The organism is Azorhizobium sp. AG788 (assembly GCF_004364705.1).
Lineage (GTDB): Bacteria > Pseudomonadota > Alphaproteobacteria > Rhizobiales > Xanthobacteraceae > Azorhizobium > Azorhizobium caulinodans.
In genome coordinates this window covers 355,456-374,277 of sequence record NZ_SOBM01000006.1, presented here as the reverse complement: position 1 = coordinate 374,277, position 18,822 = coordinate 355,456, and the positions used below count along the sequence as shown (strand labels likewise).

Sequence of the window (18,822 nt, the reverse complement as noted above, 5' to 3'; positions counted from 1 at the left end):
AAACCGCGCCCGAATCGATGGAATGCCGCCGGACGCGGTTCGTTCGCGAGCGGAGACCGGCGGCCGGGTCAGGCCGCGTCCTGGGCCTCCCGGTCCACGATGGCGACGATGTCGGCCATGATGCGGTTCAGCTCGAAATTCTTCGGCGTATAGACCGCCGCGACCCCGAAGCCGCGCAGCTGCGCCTCGTCCTCCGGCGGGATGATGCCGCCCACCACGACGGGAACGTCAGAGAGCCCTTCAGCACGCATCCGCTCCATCACGTCGCGCACCAGCGGCACGTGGGAGCCGGAGAGGATGGAGAGGCCGACCACATGGACGCTCTCCTCCAGCGCGGCATTCACGATCTCCGCCGGGGTGAGGCGGATGCCTTCATAGACCACCTCCATGCCCGCATCGCGGGCGCGCACGGCGATCTGCTCGGCACCGTTGGAATGGCCGTCGAGGCCGGGCTTGCCGACGAGGAATTTGAGCCGGCGGCCGAGCTTCTGCGAGACGGCCTCGACATTGCTGCGCACTTCGTCGAGGCCCTTCGTATCCACCCGCGCCGCACGGCCGACGCCGGTGGGCGCGCGATATTCGCCGAAGATCTCCCGCAGGGCGGTGCCCCATTCGCCCGTGGTGACGCCCGCCTTGGCGCAGGCGATGGAGGGCTCCATGATGTTGCCGCCTTCGCGCGCCGCACGCTTCAGCGCGTCCATGGCGGCGCCGACCGCCGCCGGGTCGCGGGCCTCGCGCCAGGCTTTCAGGCGGGACACCTGCTCGGGCTCCACATGCTCCGGCACGGTGAGGATGGCGCCCTCGCCTGTGGTGAGCGGCGAGGGCTCGGTCTCGGTCCAGCGGTTGACGCCCACCACCACCTGCTCGCCGCGCTCGATGGCTTCCAGCCGGCGGGTGTTGGATTCCACCAGCTGCTGCTTCATGTAGCTGTTTTCGATGGCGGCGACCGCGCCGCCCATGGCCTCGATGCGGGTGAGTTCTTCGCGCGCCTCGGCCTTCAGGGCTTCCACCTTGCGGTCGATCTCCACCGAGCCGTCGAAGATGTCGCCATAGTCCAGCAGGTCCGTCTCATAGGCGAGCACCTGTTGCATCCGCAGCGACCATTGCTGGTCGAAGGAGCGGGGCAGGCCGAGGGCCTCGTTCCAGGCTGGCAGCTGCACCGCGCGGGCGCGGGCCTTCTTGGAGAGCGTCACCGCCAGCATCTCGATGAGGATGCGGTAGACGTTGTTCTCCGGCTGCTGCTCCGTGAGGCCCAGCGAATTCACCTGCACGCCATAGCGGAACAGCTTCTGCTTCGGGTCCGTGATGCCGTAGCGATTGACGCAGATCTCGTCCCAGAGATCCACGAACGCCCGCATCTTGCACATCTCGGTGATGAACCGCATCCCGGCATTCACGAAGAAGGAGATGCGCCCCACGACCTCGCCGAAGGCCGCGCCTTCCGCCTCGCCCGACTTCTTCACCGTGTCGAGGATGGCGATGGCGTTCGCGAGCGCGAAGGCCAGCTCCTGCACCGGCGTCGCCCCGGCCTCCTGCAGATGGTAGGAGCAGACGTTCATGGGGTTCCAGCGCGGCAGATGCTCGGTCGTGAAGACGATCACGTCCTTGGTGAGCCGCATGGAGGGCGCGGGCGGAAACACATAGGTGCCGCGCGAGAGATATTCCTTGATGATGTCGTTCTGCGTCGTGCCCTGGAGCTTGGCCCGGTCGGCCCCCTGCTCGTCGGCCACCGCGATATAGAGCGCCAGCAGCCAGGGGGCGCAGGCGTTGATGGTCATGGAGGTGTTCATCTCGGCCAGCGGAATGCCCTCGAAGAGGGTGCGCATGTCGCCGAGATGGGAAATGGGAACGCCCACCTTGCCCACTTCGCCGCGGGCGAGGGGATGGTCGCTGTCATAGCCGGTCTGGGTGGGCAGGTCGAAGGCCACCGAAAGGCCCGTCTGCCCCTTGGCGAGGTTGGCGCGGTAGAGCTTGTTCGATTCCGCCGCCGTCGAGTGACCCGCATAGGTGCGGAACAGCCAAGGTTTGTCCCGGCTTGTCATGATCCCTCCCCCTTCGCGCTGCTGCACGTTCTGATCGACATATCTTGCGCCGCAACGTAGGCGGCGTCGATGCCGATTTTAGGCGTAGGGCAGGGTCGAAGGCGGGACGCGGAGTACTGTGCCGCATTGCCGCAGGAGCCGGGTCTTTGGGTGACGGGTTCAGCTCAGGAGCACCCGCAACTCCTCCTGCACGCGCAACATGGCGGGCAGATAATCGGAGGGCATGTCGCTCACCGTGACGGCCGCCGCGGGCGCGCCGATATTGAGCGCGGCGACAGTCCGGCCGCGAGAATCCTTCAGGGGAACGGCGATGGAGCACAGCCCGAGTTCCAGTTCCTGATCGATGATCGCATAGCCCTGCGTCCGCACGCGGGCGAGCTCCTCGAGCAGGTCATTCCGCGCGACCTTGGTGTGGGGCGTAAGGGGGCGGATGTCGGAACGGTCCAGCAGGGCGATGGCTTGGTCCGGCGGCAGTGCCGCCAGAAGCACGCGGCCCATGGAGGCACACCAAGCCGGCAGGCGTGAGCCGGGCATGAGGTTGATGGACATGACCCGTCGCTGGGAGGCGCGGGCGATGTAAACGATCTCCGTGCCTTCCAGCACGCTCGCCGAGGCGCTCTGCCCCACGTCCTTGGACAGGGCTTCCAGATGCGGCTGGAGCAGTTGCGGCAGGGGCGTCGCAGACAGATAGGCGGTGCCGAGCCGCAGCACCTTGGGGGTGAGCTCGAAATGCTTGCCGTCGGTGCGGGCGTAGCCCAGTTCCACGAGCGTCAGCAGGCAGCGCCGGGCGGTGGCCCGGTCGAGGCCGGTCGCTTCCGACATCTGGGCGATGGTCATGCCCGGCTGCCCGGAGCCGAAGGCCTCCATCACCTTCAGCCCCTTGGCCAAACCGCCGATGAAATCCGTCTGCTTCATGGCGTGCTCGTGAGGTGTGCGACATTTGAACAAAAATCGAATATCGCACAAATGCCTTGCTGTCGATAGGGACCGGGCCTATCCGTTCCTCAGGGCCAGAGTGCCGGTCAGGCGCGGCCCGTGAGTTCCGGGAGGACCTGCATGGACAAGACGGTCGGGGATCTCGCCACGGCGGTTTCCGAGATCGGGGACGGCGCCACGGTGATGATCGGCGGCTTCGGCGGCGCCGGTGCGCCGGTGGAGCTCATCCACGCCCTCATCGACAAGGGGCCGAAGGGCCTCACCGTGGTCAACAACAATGCGGGCAACGGGCGCATCGGCATCGCCGCGATGATCGCGGCCGGCATGGTGCGCAAGCTGATCTGCTCCTTCCCGCGTGCGGCGGATGCCAGCGCCTTCAACGAGCGCTATCTGGCAGGTGAACTGGAGCTGGAACTGGTGCCGCAAGGCACGCTCGCCGAGCGCATCCGCGCCGGCGGTGCGGGCATTCCCGCCTTCTACACGCCGACGAGCTATGGCACCGAACTCGCCGAGGGCAAGCCGGTGGCCGAGTTCGACGGGCGGCCCTATGTGCAGGAACGCTGGCTGAAGGCGGACTTCGCCCTCGTGAAAGCCCATCTCGGCGACCCCTACGGCAACCTCACCTACAACAAGGCGGCCCGCAACTTCAGCCCGCTGATGTGCATGGCCGCGGCCAAGACCATCGTGCAGGTCTCGCGCATCGTGCCGCCGGGCGACATCGATCCCGAGCACGTCATCACACCCGGCATCTTCGTGGACCGGGTGGTCGAGGTCGCCGATGCGCGACAGGAAGAGGACCTCATCCGGGCGGGAGCGGCCTACAATGACTGAGACCCTTCAGAACGACGGCAAGCTGTCGAACGCCCAGATCGCCTGGCGCGCGGCGCAGGACATTGCCGATGGCGCCTATGTGAACCTCGGCATCGGCTTCCCCGAGATGGTGGCCAATTATCCGGTCGAGGGCCGCGAGGTGATCTTCCACACCGAGAACGGCATCCTCAATTTCGGCGCGCCGCCGCCGGCCGGTCAGGAAGACTGGGACCTTATCAATGCCGGCAAGAAGGCGGTGACGCTGCGGCCGGGTGCGGCCTTCTTCCACCATGCGGACAGCTTCGCCATGGTGCGCGGCGGGCATCTGGATGTGGCCATCCTCGGCGCCTATCAGGTGTCGCAGAATGGCGACCTCGCCAACTGGCGCGTCGGCAGCAAGGGCGTGCCGGCGGTGGGCGGTGCCATGGATCTGGTACATGGGGCGAAGCAGGTCTTCGTCATCACCGAGCACCAGACCAAGTCCGGCGAGCCCAAGCTCGTGGAAAGCTGCGCCTTTCCGTTGACCGGCGTTGCCTGCGTCACCCGCGTCTATACGAGCCATGCAGTGGTGGATATTCGCGGCGGCCGCTTCATCCTGCGCGAGAAGATCCCGACGCTCTCCCTTGAAGAGCTTCAGGCGATGACCGGCGCGCGCCTCCACATCGACGGCCCGGTGGCCGATCTCGTCGCGCCCGAGCTGTGAGCGGGGATGCCATGACCGAAGCTTATATCTGCGACTATATCCGCACCCCCATCGGCCGCTTCGGCGGCGCGCTGTCCGCCGTGCGGGCCGACGATCTCGGGGCCATTCCGCTGAAGGCCCTTGTTGCCCGCAATCCCGGCCTCGACTGGGAGAAGGTGGACGACGTGATCTTCGGCTGCGCCAACCAGGCCGGCGAGGACAATCGCAACGTCGCCCGCATGTCGCTGCTGCTGGCGGGGCTCCCGCTCTCCATCGGCGGCACCACCATGAACCGCCTGTGCGGCTCGGGCATGGATGCGGTGGCGACCGCTGCCCGCGCCATAAAGGCGGGCGAGGCGGACCTCATCATCGCCGGCGGCGTGGAGAGCATGAGCCGCGCGCCCTTCGTGATGCCGAAGGCGGATGCGGCCTTCTCCCGCCGCGCGGAAATCTACGACACCACCATCGGCTGGCGCTTCGTCAATCCGCTGATGAAGGAGATGTATGGCGTCGATTCCATGCCGGAGACCGGCGACAATGTCGCCATCGACTACAAGGTCTCCCGCGAGGATCAGGACGCCTTCGCCGTCCGCAGCCAGGAAAAGGCCTCGGCCGCTCAGGCCAATGGCCGGCTGACGCGCGAAATCACGCCCGTGACCCTGCCGCAGAAGAAGGGCGATCCGGTCGTGGTGGAGCGCGACGAGCATCCCCGCGCCACCAGCCTTGAGGCGCTCGCCAAGCTCAAGCCTGTGAACCGCATGGCGGGAGCGACCGTCACCGCGGGCAATGCCTCGGGCGTGAATGATGGCGCCGCGGCGCTCATCATCGCCTCGGAAGCGGCGGCCAAGGCCCATGGCCTGACGCCCATCGCCCGCGTGCTCGGCGGCGCGGTGGCCGGCGTGCCGCCGCGCGTCATGGGCATCGGCCCGGCGCCGGCCAGCCAGAAACTCATGGCCCGCCTCGGTCTCACGCAGGACCAGTTCGACGTGATCGAACTGAACGAGGCCTTCGCCTCTCAGGGCCTCGCCACGCTGCGCCTGCTGGGCATTGCGGATGACGATGCGCGTGTGAACCGCAACGGCGGCGCCATCGCTCTCGGCCATCCGCTCGGCATGTCCGGCGCCCGCATCGCCGGCACGGCGGCACTGGAACTCGCCGTGGGCGGCGGCCGCCGGGCGCTGGCCACCATGTGCATCGGCGTCGGCCAGGGCATCGCGGTGGCGCTGGAGCGCGTCTGACCGCTCTCGAAAAGGGGGTTCGGGGCGTCGGTGGGCTCGGGCCTGCCGGCGCCCTTTTTCTTTGGCGCGTCCCTCAGCACGACTGCGGCCAAACGCCCGGCGGTGAAACTGCATTGCATCGCATCCAAAACAGCGACGACCCGCACGGGCCCCTTCATCTATGGGGCCTGAGGCTTTGAGGGTGCGACATCTGGAAAGGTCAATATTCGTGACGTGATCCGCGCCGGCCTGCCAGTTTCCGCCGGCTTTCTTATCCGAAAGAGGGCTCGCCAGCCCGATTTTCTCTGCTACGCTGCGGTGCGAAGATAAGAAATGTGCAACCGCGGTCTGCCCGGTTGCGTCGGAAACGAGACCGAATGGTCCGCATGGAGAGAGGATCGCGACATGGGCCAGCCCGCCACCTTGCCGAGCTCCGAAGCGCCGCTGAAGGATCTCTATGAGATCGGCGAAATTCCGCCGCTTGGGCACGTTCCCAGGCAAATGTACGCCTGGACCATCCGCCGGGAGCGGCACGGCCCGCCGGAGGACTCCTTCCAGATCGAGGTGGTGCCCACCTGGGAACTGGGCGAGGCGGATGTGCTGGTGCTCGTGATGGCGGCCGGCGTGAATTACAACGGCATCTGGGCGGGCCTCGGCCAGCCGATCTCCCCCTTCGACGTGCACAAGCAGCCGTATCATATCGCCGGCTCCGATGCCTCCGGCATCGTCTGGGCGGTGGGCTCCAAGGTCACCCGCTGGAAGGTGGGCGACGAGGTGGTCGTGCACTGCAATCAGGACGACGGCGACGACGAGGAGTGCAACGGCGGCGACCCGATGTTCTCCCCCTCCCAGCGCATCTGGGGCTATGAGACGCCGGATGGCTCCTTCGCTCAGTTCTGCCGCGTGCAGGCGCGCCAGCTCATGCCGCGCCCCAAGCATCTCACGTGGGAAGAATGCGCCTGCTACACGCTGACCCTCGCCACCGCCTATCGCATGCTGTTCGGCCACGCGCCCCATGACATCAAGCCCGGCCAGTTCGTGCTGGTCTGGGGCGCCTCGGGCGGCCTCGGTGTGTTCGGCGTGCAACTGGCGGCGGCCTCGGGCGCGCACGTGATCGGCGTGATCTCGGACGAGACCAAGCGCGACTACGTGCTCCAGCTCGGTGCGCGCGGCGTCGTCAACCGCAAGGATTTCAAGTGCTGGGGCCAGATGCCCAAGGTCAATTCGCCCGAATATAATGAGTGGGTGAAGGAAGCCCGCAAGTTCGGCAAGGCGATCTGGGACATCACCGGCAAGCGCGATGTCGACATGGTGTTCGAGCATCCGGGCGAGCAGACCTTCCCGGTGTCGTGCCTCGTCGCCAAGCGTGGCGGCATGGTGGTGTTCTGCGCCGGCACCACGGGCTTCAACATCACCTTCGATGCCCGCTATGTGTGGATGCGGCAGAAGCGCATCCAGGGCTCGCACTTCGCGCACCTGAAGCAGGCGTCCTCCGCGAACCAGTTCATCATCGACCGGCGGGTCGACCCCTGCATGTCCGAGGTGTTTCCCTGGGCGAAGATCCCGGCGGCGCACACGCTGATGTGGAAGAACCAGCACCCGCCCGGCAACATGTCGGTGCTGGTGAACGCCCCGCGGGCCGGTCTGCGCTCGTTCGAGGACGTTCTGGAAGCCTCCGGCGCGCCGGCGCTCTGACGGCCTCAGGCAGGGATCGGGTTCGGTGCCGTGGCTGCTTCGGTGGTGCGGTTCCGGCCTTCCGCCTTGGCGCTGTAGAGCGCGCGGTCGATCCGTTGCAGGGCATCGGCCCATGGGCCTTGCCCATCCCACACGCCGACGCCGGCGCTCAAGGTCACGCGCATTCCGGCCAGCACATGCGTGCCGACGTGCTGGCGCGCGCGGTCGGCCATGGCGATCACGTCGGTGAGCTGCGCATCGCGGGTAATGATGAGGAATTCGTCGCCGCCCCAGCGCCCCACCACATCGCTGTCGCGCACCACGCCCGCCAGGCGCTTGGCGACCGCCTGGAGCACCGCATCCCCGGCGAGATGGCCATAGGTGTCGTTGATCGGCTTGAAGTTGTCGATGTCGATCAGGATGAGCCCGATCTCACCCGACGATCCCCCCGCCACGTGCCGCAGGATCTGCTCGAGGCCGCGGCGGTTCATGGTGCCGGTGAGGGAATCGGTGGAGGCCATCGTCTCCAGCGCCTTGGCCTTGGCGCGGGCCTGCTCGAAGGCGAGGCTCGTCATCACGAACAGCGACAGGGACACCAGGATCACGAGGTGGACGAGATACGCATTGATCACCAGCGATCCGAGCACCCGGTCCTTCAGGTAGGAATCGGAAGCTGAGAATTCCACAACGATGGGAATGCTCATGCTCAGGAACACGAGGGCCGCCGCAATGACCGCATCCCGCCGCTGCAGGAGGATGAAGGACGCCACATAGAGCATGGGCATCCATTGCAGCGTATTGGCGATGGTATAGAGGCGGGTCTGCTCCGCCAGATGGCCGAAGGCGGCGACGCCGACCAGGCAATAGGTCGTGAAGCTCAGATAGGCGATCCACTCCGCCATCCGGTGCCAGCGCGGCAGCGCCAGCATGAGGAACAGGCTGACGACGAAGGCGGCGAGCAGGAGCGGGTAGGCGATCCGGTCGAGTTCCGTGATGACCTGGGTTTCGGTCTCGAACACCCACAGGCCGACCACGCACAGACTGGCCATGGCCACGAGGACGCGGCAGATGCGCCTTCGATACTCGTCGAGCCTGCTTACGATCATGTCCCTACGCCCCCCGCCGGGCGATATCAAAAGCGCCACATGGCAGACTTTTGCCGCAAGGTCCACGAAAAGCGGTAAGCAGGAACGTGCGCCGGGTGGACAGGGGCGGCGTTCGGCGGCACAAGCGGCGCATGCAGTCGCGCGTGTCAAAGGTGGCGGTGATCGGCGCCGGTCCCGCAGGTCTCATGGCCGCCTCGTGCTTGGCGCAGGCGGGCGTTTCGGTCGAGCTGTTCGACCGCATGCCGAGCCCCGCCCGCAAGTTCCTGATGGCCGGACGCGGCGGCCTCAATCTCACCCACAGCGAGCCGCTGGAGCGCTTCCTCGCGCGCTATGGCTCCGCGGCCGGGCGCCTGGCGCCGGCCATCCGCGCCTTTCCGCCGGATGCGCTGCGCGCCTTTGCGGAGGGCCTTGGGGAAGAGACCTTCGTCGGGTCGAGCGGCCGGGTTTTCCCAAAGAGCTTCAAGGCTTCGCCCATGCTGCGGGCCTGGTTGCGGCACCTCGCCGCGGCGGGCGTGACGTTGTCGGCCCGCCACCATTGGACCGGCTGGGATGCGGACGGCGCGCTCACCTTCGAGACGCCGGAAGGGCCGCGGGCGGTGCGCGTCGACGCCACTGTGCTCGCGCTCGGCGGGGCTTCCTGGCCCCGGCTCGGCGCCGATGGCGGCTGGCGGGCGGCGCTGGAAGGGGCAGGACTTCAGGTGGCGCTCTTCGCGCCCGCTAACATGGGCGTGCTCCTGAACTGGAGTGCGCATCTGGTACCGCGCTTCGCGGGAACGCCCTTGAAGCGCGTCGCGCTCGCCTGCGGCGAAGACCATGTGCGCGGGGAAGCGGTCGTCACGCAGCAGGGCCTTGAGGGCGGTGCCATCTATGCGCTGTCTCGGCAGATCCGCGAGGCTGTGGAGCGGCAGGGGCGGGCGAACCTCGTCATGGACCTGAGGCCGGATCTCTCCCTCGACGTTCTCGCCCAGCGCCTCGCGGCGGCTCCTGCGCGCCTGTCCTTCTCCGAGCGCCTGCGCAAGGCGGCGGGGCTCGCGCCGGTGCAGATCGCATTGCTGCGCGAGGGAATGAACGCGCGTCCAGCCGAAGCAGCGGCGCTGGCCCGCCGCATCAAGGCGCTGCCTTTGACGGTGACGGGCGTGTGCGGGCTGGAGCGGGCGATTTCCAGCGCCGGCGGGCTCGCGTGGGATGAGGTGGGGCCGGATTATGCGCTGAAGGCGCGTCCGGACGTGTTCGTCTGCGGCGAGATGCTGGACTGGGAGGCGCCCACCGGCGGGTATCTCCTTCAGGCCTGCTTCTCCACTGCGGTGGCGGCGGCCGAAGGCGTGAAGGCGCGCTTGAAGTCGGATTGAAGCAAATCGCGCGCATTTCCGCTGAAAAAAGAACGAATATTAAAATATTCGACGCAAACGCCGAAATCGACATGATGCCACTGCCACGCTGGCGGGAGTGGGATCATGCCGGACATCATCGGAAGTGAAGATCGCGATATCCTCTGGGGCGTTGTCGGATCGAAGAATCTTCTTCTCGGCCTCGGTGGGGACGACGTCCTCCACGGCCAGAACCTGGCCGACCATCTGGAAGGCGCGCGCGGCGACGACTGGCTTTACGGCGCCGGCGGCAACGACACGCTGATCGGCGGTGAGGGCAACGATGTCCTGAACGGCGGCGCCGGCGCCGACCTGCTCATCGGTGGCACCGGCATCGACACGGTGGACTATTCCGCCAGTGGCGGCGCCGCGCAGGTGGGCGTAACTGTCGACCTCTCAGCCGGCGAAGGCAGCGGCGGCGAGGCCGAGGGCGATCTCTATTTCAGCATCGAGAACATCATCGGCACCAGCGCCGCCGATACGCTCCTCGGAAATTCAGGTGCCAACGTCATCGATGCCGGCGCATCCGCCATCGCGGGCGACGTGATCCTGGCCGGTGGCGGCGACGATACGGTCCTGATCGGCGCCAATGCGGCGACGGCGGATGGCGGCGACGGCTTCGACCGTCTGGTGTTGAATCTCGGCACGGAGGGATCGACCACCGGCGCCACTTTCGTCTTCGACAACGGTACCACCAGCCTTGGCGCCACCTTCACCAATTTCGAGGCGGTGACCGTCACCGGCACGGCGGCCACAGACACGGTGTTCGGCGGCGCGGGCGATGATGTGCTCGATGGCGGGGCGGGCCGCGATTATCTGCGCGGCGGCGCCGGAGGCGACGTGCTCATCGGCGGTGTCGGCCACGATTCCCTGCGCGGCGGCGATGGCGACGACCGGCTGGAAGGCGGCTGGGGCAACGACTTCCTCGTCGGCGGCAAGGGGTCGGACACCTTCGTCTATGACGACCTGAATTCCAGCCGCGACCGCATCATCGACTTTCAAGCCGGAGATGGCGGCGACAAGCTGGAACTGTCCCTGCTGCGGCAGGACGTGTCGCACATCCACTCGTTCGACGATCTTCTGGCCCACGCCACCGATACGGCGCAGGGCGTCTATATCGACCTCGCCGGCGACCTGCACTGGCCAATCGGCATCATCCTGCAGGGTGTGCATGTGGCGGACCTCACGGCCGACAATCTCTCCCTGCAAGATCACGGCATCGGCTGAGCGGTCAGCGCATGCCAGAGAGCCCGGGCGGGGCGAGGGGGTTGTCCGTCATCGCCGCCCGGTCCGGCGTGTCCACCGAGGGTACACCAAGGAAGGCCTCGAACAGGCGCTGGATCACCATGGGGTCGAGATCGCGGACGATCATGACAAGGCGCGTGCGGTGGTCGTCATCGGGCCATGCGGCAAGGCGGCTCGGCGGATGCATCACATGCTGGACGCCGTGCAGCACCACCGGGGCGGAGGGATCGTCCGCCAGCTTCACGATGCCTTTCATACGCAGCACGCTGCCGCCGTGGGTGGCCCGCAGCAGCTCCAGGAACAGGTCCAGCGTCGAGGCGGGAATGGCGGCATCGGTGGCGAGCGAAAAGGCCTTGATGCGGTCGTCGTGCCGGTTGGGATCGGTGACTACCGCCGGCCCCTCGGCCGCCTCGCGATTGGCGGCGATCTGCTCCTCAGCCAGCCAGCGGGCCACGTCGGGGATCTTGCGGGCCGGATCGTAGAGACCCGCCTTGAGGATGCGCTCGGCGGTCGCTTCCCCCGCCGCCGCATCCAGAACCGGCGCCGCCGGGGCGAGCGTCGCGAGGCGCCGCCGCAGGTCGGCCACGGCGGTTTTCTCCGCGTCCGTCTGTGCGAGGTCCGTCTTGGTGAGGACGATGCGATCGGAGACGGCTGCCTGCTTCACCGCTTCGGGCTGCGCGTCGAGGGTCGCGCCGCCATTGATGGCGTCCACCACCGTCACCACCCCGTCCAGCCGATAGCGCATCAGCAGATAGGGGTGGGTCATCAGCGTGTGGAGGATGGGCGCCGGGTCCGCGAGGCCCGTGGTCTCGATGAGCACGCGGGAGAAGGGCGGCAGACGGTTGTTGTCGCGCCCACGCAAGAGGTCTTCCAGCGCCGCCACAAGGTCGCCGCGCACGGTGCAGCAGACGCAGCCGCTGGCCAGCAGCACCACGCCCTCGTCCACCTCGCGCACGAACAGATGGTCGAGGCCGATCTCGCCGAACTCATTGATGAGGACGGCGGTGTCGGCCAGCGCCGGGTCGGCGAGGACACGGTTGAGGAGCGTCGTCTTGCCCGCGCCGAGAAAGCCCGTGAGCACGGTGACGGGAATGGGCTCGGGCGGAACGCGACGGGCGGGCCGGTCCGGGGCCGTGCCGGCGTCCGGCGTCTCGAAAGGGCTCACGATCTGTCTCTCGAATGGGCGTCAGCCGCCGGGCTTCTGCGCCGGGGCGCTGTCATCCTGCCCCTTGCCCTGCGTGTTGCCTTGCGTCTTGGACTTCGGCTTGTCGGCGCTCGCCTGCGCAGGCTTCTGGGCCGGCTTGGGCGCCGGGGCGGGCTGCGGCTTGAGGCCCATCTTCTCCGAATTGGAAAGGGTGGCGTTGGGCCGGGCGGCGGCGGCATTGCCCTGCGGCTTCGGCGGGGTGCCGGTGCTGGCGGTCGCCGTGCCGTGGGCCTTCTTGTCGCCAGGCTTGGCGGCCGTGGGCTTCTTCTCCTCGGCGGGGAAGGCGCTTTCCGGCGGCAGGGGGGCATTCTTCGGGCCGATGAAGACATCCACCGGCGGCATGGAGGGCGGCAGGTTCTGCAACAGGGCCGCGCCCGGATTCTTGCCCGAGAAGCCGGCTGCGGCCGCCGCCTGCGTCGCATAGGAGGTGGCGGTGCCGCTGGCGCCGAATATGGCGTCGTCCTCGTTTTCCGAGGCCAGCTCCTTGCGCTTGCCGCCGCAGATGTAGGGCTTCATGTCGGTGGGCTCGCCGCCGGTGTCCTGAATGGAGTTCAGGGTGGGGGCGGCCGAGGCGAAGATGGACCAGGAGGGCTGGAAGCCCTTCTCCAGCAGCATGGCCGCCTGCTCCGTGCGGGCGACCGCCGAGGGCGCGCCGAGGATGACGGCGATGAGGCGCTTGTTGCCGCGGGTGGCGGTGGCGACCAGATTGAAGCCGGCCGAGCAGATGAAGCCGGTCTTCATGCCGTCCGCGCCCGGGTAGCGGTCGATGAGGCGGTTGTAGTTGCGATACACCACCTTGCCGAGGCGCATGGCCGGAATGCGGAACAGCGTTTCCTGCTCCGGGAAATGGTAGATCAGCGCGCGCGCCAGTACGGCGAGGTCGCGGGCCGTGGTGATCTGGCCCGGATCGGGCAGGCCGTTGGGATTGTTGTAGTGCGTGCCCGCCATGCCGAGCCGCTCGGCGGTGTCGTTCATCTCCTCGACGAAGGCGGGCATGGAGCCGCCCACGCCCTCGGCGATGACCACGGCCATGTCGTTGGCCGACTTCACCATGAGCATGCGCAGGGCATTCTCCAGCGTGAGCTGGGTGCCCGGCTTGAAGCCCATCTTGCTCGGCTGCTGCGAGGCGGCGAGCGGAGAGACGGTCAAAAGGCTGTCGAAGCTGATGCGCCCTTCCTTCACCGCGTTCAGCGCCACATAGACGGTCATCAGCTTGGTGACGGAGGCCGGATACCAGGGCTTGCCGGCATCCTGCTGCTCCAGCACGCGGCCGGTATCGGCTTCCACCAGCAGGACGGGGGCGGCATTCACGCTCGCCCCGGCGGCGCAGAGCAGCGCGGTCGCGGACAGGAGGCGCACCAGCGCGCCACGGGCGGGTGAGACGGCGGCCCGAAGGCGTGCGGAAAGGCGGAACAGGTCCGGCACTGCTGGCTCCCTCTGCGCACGCCGCCGGCAAGAGGGCCAGCGGTGCTCCGCGCGCATCTGAACGCGGCACAGGCAGCGACGCGGGACGGTCCGATCTGCCCAAGCCAATGGGTGAGGCGCCCCCCGGCGACACTGGGATCCGACGCAGGCGCACCGCCTGCACGGCAGACCGCGTCCGATCCAAGCCTGATCCTTAGCGCTTTTTCCCTGCGGGGGAAAGGCGCCGGCCGGGGAGGGACCTCTTGCCCCACAGCGCCGGGGGAATGCGGCATCAGCGGGGCTGAAGGCGCCGCATTCGATTCCAGAAAGCGTGGATTGCTTCCGGGATGGAAGATTGCCCGTCCTCAGGTCTCCACCAGCGGCTTGCCGCCGGGCTCGGGCGGGGCGAGGAACTGGGCGCGGGCGAGACCGGCGAAACGCCCGCCGAGCGCCACCAGCTCATCGAACGTGCCCGCCTCCACAATGCGTCCGTGTTCGAAGACGAGGATGCGGTCCGCATTGCGCACGGTGGCGAGGCGATGGGCGATGACGAAGGTGGTGCGGCCCTTCATCACCTCGTCCAGCGCCGCCTGCACCTTCACCTCGGTCGCGGCATCGAGGGCGCTCGTCGCCTCGTCGAGAATCAGTATGGGCGGGTCTTTCAGGAGCGCGCGGGCGATCGAGAGACGCTGGCGCTCGCCGCCGGAGAGCGCCCGGCCGCGCTCGCCCACGCGGGCCTGAAGTCCCATGGGATTGCGTTCCACCAGTTCCCACGCCTGCGCCCGCTCCAGCGCGAGGCGCAAGTCCGCCTCCGTTGCGTCGGGCTTCCCGACCCGCAGATTGTCCTCGATGGTGCGATTGAAGAGCATAGCCTCCTGGAACACCACGCCGATCTGTCGCCGCAGCGAGGCCAGGGTCACGTCCTTGATGTCCGTGCCGTCGATGAGCACGCGGCCGGACTGGGGATCGAACACCCGGTGCAGCAGGGTGAGGGCCGTGGACTTGCCGGCGCCGGTGCTGCCGACCAGCGCAATGGTCTCGCCGGGCTTCGCCTCGAAATCCACGTCCGCGAGCGCGCTGCGCTTGCCGTCGTAGGAGAAGGAGACGTTCTCGAACCGCACGTCACCCTTCACCCCGGCAAGCTCGGTGGCGCCGGGCTTGTCCCGCACCTGCCCGACCGTATCCAGCACATCGAAGAACTGTGCGAGGCCCGGGGCCGACATGACCAGCCGGTTGACGAAGCTCACCGTATGGTCGAGCCGCCCGATGAGCATGGTGGCGAAGCCTACATAGGTGACGATGTCGCCGATGGCGGCGAGGCCATCGAGATAGAGCCACGTGCCGATGAGCAGGATTGCGAGGATGGTGAGCGTGGTGGCCGCCTTGGTGGCCATGGAAACCAGCGCCCACCAGGACAGCACCGGGATCTGCGCCGCCAGCACCTGGCTGGCGGTGTCGCGGAGGCCCCGCACCTCGGCCTCGATGCGGGTGTAGCTCTGCACGAGTGCCACATTGCCCAAAGCGTCCGAGGCGTGCTCGGCGAGATTGGCGTGGTGGCCTTCCACCTGCCGCTGCAAGGCTTCCGTCTTGCGCAGCACGAAGGCGGTGGTGATGCCGAAGACGATGATGAGCACCACCAGCACGAGGCCGAGCCGCCAGTTGATCCAGATGCCCACCGGCAGCAGCACGATGAGCGAGACGATGGCCGCGCAATCCTCGCGGAAGAAGGAGAGCCACATGCCCCAGAGCGTATCCGTGCCCTGGAGCATGATCTTCAGGAGGCGCCCGGAATGGGTCTCGCCATGGAAGGAGAGGGGGAGCTGGAGCACGTGCTCGAAATATTCGGTGAGCACGCCGAGCCGCCGCCGGTGGGCGAGCCGGTCCGCATGGAGCGAGACCAGCACGCCGGCGATGATGTTGAACAGGCCGAAGGCGACCCAGCCGCCGAGCAACGGAGTGAGCGTGTCATAGCTCGGCAATTGCCCGCGGGATTGCCCGCCCGCCAGAGCGTCGATGATCCAGCCGAACAGTATGGGCTCGGCGAACTGCGCCAGCGCAAGGGCGAGATTGCCGATGGCCAGGAACCCGCCCACCCGCGCGAGCGGGCCGAGGAGAGACAGGGCGCGGGCATAGATACGCAACAGGGACATGGCCGGCGTTCCGGATCGGATCAGTCAGGCCGGCGGTTGCCGGATGCTTCCGTCGAGAAAGCCCGAGGCGCGGGACGAAGGCAAGGCCATCTCGTTCCATAGCAAGCTACCGCCCGCGCCGGCATCTACGCCGCCTTGCCTTGAAGCCATCCCTCTTGTGTCCCACAAAGCGAAGAAGAAACGGGAGAGATCATGACCGAGCCGCTGCCCCAAGATGCCGCTTCCGCCCCGCGCGTCGACATCGGCATGGGGGATCTCCAGCGGGCGGTGGACATGGGCATTCTGGAGCGAGCGCAGGCCCGCGCGCTCTGGGATTTCCTCGCCGGGGCCGCGCCTTCTGGCGCCGCCGTCCCCGCGGCGGCCCGCTTCAGCTTCGGGCACACGCTCTATTATTTCGGCGGCCTGATCGCGATCTCCGCCATGAGCCTGTTCATGACGCTGGCGTGGGATGCGCTCGGCCCCTGGGGCATCTGTGCCCTGGCGCTGGTCTATGCTGGCGCCGTCTGGACGGCGGCGGAGGTGCTCCGCGCGTACGGCTATGTCATTCCCGCCGGGCTTCTCGGCGCGCTGGCGGTGTGTCTCGTGCCGCTCGCCACATGGTCCGCGCAGCATGCGCTGGGCTTGTGGCCGGAACTCTCCGGCGGCATTTCCGGCGAGCGCTACAGCCAGTATCATCAATGGATCGACGGCCGCTGGCTGACGCTGGAACTGGCGACGCTGCTGGTGGGGGCGCTCGCCCTCTGGCGCATGCGCCTGCCCTTCCTGGTGATGCCGCTCGCCGTGACGCTCTGGTACATGAGTATGGACCTCTCCCGCTGGCCGGTGGGGGAGAGCGACCCATGGGATTTCGACCACGCCCGGCGGGTCTCCATCGTCTTCGGCATCGCCATGTGTCTGGTCGCCGGGGCGCTCGATCTCTATCGCCGCCACCGCCACACGGCCGACTTTGCTGGCTGGCTCTATCTCTTTGGCGCCCTGGCGGCCTGGGGCGGCGTGACAGCAAGCCATTCCGACAGCGAACTCGCCAAGTTCGTCTATGCGCTGCTGAACGCCGGCCTCGTGCTGTTCGGCGCCATCATCGGCCGCCGCATCTTCACGGTGCTCGGCGCCATCGGTGTTGCCACCTATCTCGGCTATCTGGCCTTCCAGCTTTTCGAGGACAGCCTGCTCTTCCCCTTCGCCCTCAGCCTCATCGGCCTCGGCATCGTCGGCCTCGGCATTTGGTGGCAGAGGCACGAGGCCGCGATCCAGGCCCGGCTGGGCCGGCTGCTAGGTCGGCGCTTCACGGCCTGAGGGGCAGGGCACCTTGCCCTGAAACAGGGCTCGGATACGAGGTAAGGCTTAAGCGCTCCTCGTCGGCAAGCTACGCCAGCCGACACTCTCGTCATTCTGGCGTGGCGGTGCCATGACCAGCAAGAGCGCGTTCCAGATTTGCTGCAGTCTCTGGACGTGAATGGTGTTGCAGATGGTTCTAACGATCGCGAGCATGGCGTCGGTTTCCTTCTCGCGGTCCGGCAATAGAATGCTGGTGAGGATAGGGTGCATGGCCTTATCTTGCGCCGCGTCGGCGAGGCAAAAGATCGTCCGCAGGCCAATTTGGCGAAGTTTGACCACCTTATCGGATCCGACGGCTACGACCAACTGCGCCTGAGCCACCCAGTCGATAACTTCAAATAATCCGTAAGGACTCTCGACAAACAGAAGGACGGGGTTGCTCGTGGCGAGATTTTGGAGATCCTCGATCTCCATTTCTTCAAACCGGAACTTGATGAACGAGTTTATGCCCTCAAGCATGTCTAGGGGGAGATTTTTCCCCACTTCATACGCGTTAGGGTCGTCCTTTTTTACGAATTGGGATTTAACAATATTTTGGATGTGCGCAATACCAAGTGTCGGATAAAAACCAAACACAAATGAAAATCCAACGATGAGCTTCTGATAATCTCCCCCATTCACTATCGTGGAAGAGATGTGCCAAAAGACGATTGCGCTGAAAGATGCAAATATAATCTGAACTGACGTTCTCAGGAATGAGATTGGCGTCAGATCATAATTTGCGATTCGTCTTATGAGGTATAAGATGGACCATATGTAGGCGCCGATAAAAGCGAATCCGGATGCCACGCTGGTATTTATTTGATATTTTATTTCCGCGTCTGTTGGATCTGAATGATAATCGTTTCTGTTTTGGGTGCATAGGTTTTCAGTTTTTTGTTGAACATCTGGTTTTCCGGTAGTGCCGCTCGACTGCGCTGGGCAGCCTGGAAGTTCGGTTATCGTCCATCCACCGACGCCGGAGAGATACGGCGAAAAATCAGTCCATGCGCCGACATTCTTCGCTTCCACGAAATTCACATACATGCCGATTCCCGATACCAATATGAATAATAAGGCGGGAAGGGCGTACATTTTCAGTTCCCGCCGTATCCTTAGGCGGATGCCCCGGCGCACTTCGGAGGGAACATTTTCGTCGTCGTCATATTTCGGGTGAGGCATATCGTATTTGTAGCGTGCCATCTCGTAGGCCGGCACGAACTGGAAGCTCACCTGTGAGGGGGCGGCGTGCTGAGATGCACCAGCTGAATCCTGCTGTTGTTGGGTTGCAGTATCCGTCGGCGTGTAGGTCGATTGCAGGTCGCGGAGTAATTTCTGGCGATTCTGCCTTATTTTGCCGCGGCAGAATAGAATGGTTATCGGAAGAAAGGCTGCAAGAACGAGGGTGACCAAAAGGCCAATCCAATCGCCGTTATGCATGGAAACGGTCCTTCTAAAATATCGATGTGAACGGAAACGCCGCCGCAAAATACGCGCGCGCACTTATGAAAAGTGAGCCTGATATACATTACTAGTTATGGTTTTATAATACCATGGCGGACTGTCGGCCGCCAGTGGTTGCAGCTGCGGCTGGAACGGTGGGCGCTCACCGTCGTTACACGAAGCGCGAGAGAAGCGGCCACGGACCGTTGCGCGCGTTGAAGGCAGATC

General features: G+C 66.2%; 14 protein-coding genes. 7 read left to right on the top strand and 7 right to left on the bottom strand.

Annotated elements, in window-relative coordinates:
- Nucleotides 1–68: 68 nt before the first annotated feature.
- Both DFO45_RS17755 and DFO45_RS17750 read right to left on the bottom strand, forming a co-directional pair.
- Complete coding sequence (locus tag DFO45_RS17755; protein ID WP_133865917.1) at nucleotides 69–2,042, bottom strand: protein meaA; 1,974 nt, start codon at nucleotides 2,040–2,042, stop codon at nucleotides 69–71.
- A gap of 159 nt (nucleotides 2,043–2,201) precedes the next feature.
- Complete coding sequence (locus DFO45_RS17750; RefSeq protein ID WP_012169524.1) at nucleotides 2,202–2,957, bottom strand: IclR family transcriptional regulator; 756 nt, start codon at nucleotides 2,955–2,957, stop codon at nucleotides 2,202–2,204.
- A 141-nt stretch (nucleotides 2,958–3,098) separates the two neighbouring features.
- On the opposite strand from DFO45_RS17750, the gene DFO45_RS17745 reads away from it, so the two are divergent.
- From DFO45_RS17745 to ccrA, 4 genes are all read left to right on the top strand, one after another.
- Entirely contained in the window at nucleotides 3,099–3,809 is a 711-nt protein-coding gene (locus DFO45_RS17745) for a 3-oxoacid CoA-transferase subunit A (protein WP_012169525.1), read from the top strand.
- A complete protein-coding gene (locus DFO45_RS17740) occupies nucleotides 3,802–4,491 on the top strand; it encodes a 3-oxoacid CoA-transferase subunit B (protein ID WP_012169526.1) in 690 nt (229 codons plus the stop codon). Before DFO45_RS17745 ends, DFO45_RS17740 begins: the two co-directional genes overlap by 8 nt.
- 11 nt (nucleotides 4,492–4,502) lie before the next feature.
- Nucleotides 4,503–5,708 carry a 3-oxoadipyl-CoA thiolase gene (pcaF, locus tag DFO45_RS17735; RefSeq protein WP_133865916.1) on the top strand — a complete coding sequence of 402 codons (1,206 nt, stop codon included), beginning with the start codon at nucleotides 4,503–4,505 and terminating at the stop codon, nucleotides 5,706–5,708.
- A gap of 384 nt (nucleotides 5,709–6,092) precedes the next feature.
- Complete coding sequence (gene ccrA / locus DFO45_RS17730) at nucleotides 6,093–7,382, top strand: crotonyl-CoA carboxylase/reductase (protein ID WP_133865915.1); 1,290 nt, start codon at nucleotides 6,093–6,095, stop codon at nucleotides 7,380–7,382.
- Nucleotides 7,383–7,387: 5 nt separating this feature from the next.
- Here ccrA and DFO45_RS17725 read toward each other — a convergent pair whose 3' ends face one another.
- Complete coding sequence (locus DFO45_RS17725) at nucleotides 7,388–8,467, bottom strand: GGDEF domain-containing protein (RefSeq protein WP_133865914.1); 1,080 nt, start codon at nucleotides 8,465–8,467, stop codon at nucleotides 7,388–7,390.
- A 131-nt stretch (nucleotides 8,468–8,598) separates the two neighbouring features.
- On the opposite strand from DFO45_RS17725, the gene DFO45_RS17720 reads away from it, so the two are divergent.
- Nucleotides 8,599–9,816, top strand: a complete 1,218-nt coding sequence (locus tag DFO45_RS17720) for a TIGR03862 family flavoprotein (protein ID WP_133865913.1) — start codon at nucleotides 8,599–8,601, stop codon at nucleotides 9,814–9,816.
- Between the two features lie 105 nt (nucleotides 9,817–9,921).
- Nucleotides 9,922–11,061 carry a calcium-binding protein gene (locus DFO45_RS17715; RefSeq protein WP_133865912.1) on the top strand — a complete coding sequence of 380 codons (1,140 nt, stop codon included), beginning with the start codon at nucleotides 9,922–9,924 and terminating at the stop codon, nucleotides 11,059–11,061.
- 4 nt (nucleotides 11,062–11,065) lie between these two features.
- Here the strand turns inward: DFO45_RS17715 and DFO45_RS17710 are convergent, their stop codons facing one another.
- The 3 genes from DFO45_RS17710 to DFO45_RS17700 form a co-directional block, all read right to left on the bottom strand.
- Entirely contained in the window at nucleotides 11,066–12,244 is a 1,179-nt protein-coding gene (locus tag DFO45_RS17710; protein ID WP_133865911.1) for a GTP-binding protein, read from the bottom strand.
- 21 nt (nucleotides 12,245–12,265) lie between these two features.
- Nucleotides 12,266–13,708: a D-alanyl-D-alanine carboxypeptidase family protein gene (locus DFO45_RS17705; protein ID WP_245518161.1), complete on the bottom strand. Its 1,443-nt coding sequence runs from the start codon at nucleotides 13,706–13,708 to the stop codon at nucleotides 12,266–12,268.
- Nucleotides 13,709–14,052: 344 nt separating this feature from the next.
- A complete protein-coding gene (locus DFO45_RS17700; RefSeq protein WP_133865909.1) occupies nucleotides 14,053–15,837 on the bottom strand; it encodes a glucan ABC transporter ATP-binding protein/ permease in 1,785 nt (594 codons plus the stop codon).
- Nucleotides 15,838–16,029: 192 nt separating this feature from the next.
- Here DFO45_RS17700 and DFO45_RS17695 point away from each other — a divergent pair, with 192 nt between their 5' ends.
- The gene (locus tag DFO45_RS17695) at nucleotides 16,030–17,130 is read left to right on the top strand and encodes a hypothetical protein (protein ID WP_208299821.1); all 1,101 of its coding nucleotides are present in this window, start codon (nucleotides 16,030–16,032) and stop codon (nucleotides 17,128–17,130) included.
- Nucleotides 17,131–17,178: 48 nt separating this feature from the next.
- Here the strand turns inward: DFO45_RS17695 and DFO45_RS17690 are convergent, their stop codons facing one another.
- Nucleotides 17,179–18,591 (bottom strand): hypothetical protein, encoded by a 1,413-nt coding sequence (locus tag DFO45_RS17690; RefSeq protein ID WP_133865908.1) that lies wholly within the window; start codon nucleotides 18,589–18,591, stop codon nucleotides 17,179–17,181.
- Nucleotides 18,592–18,822: the final 231 nt, after the last annotated feature.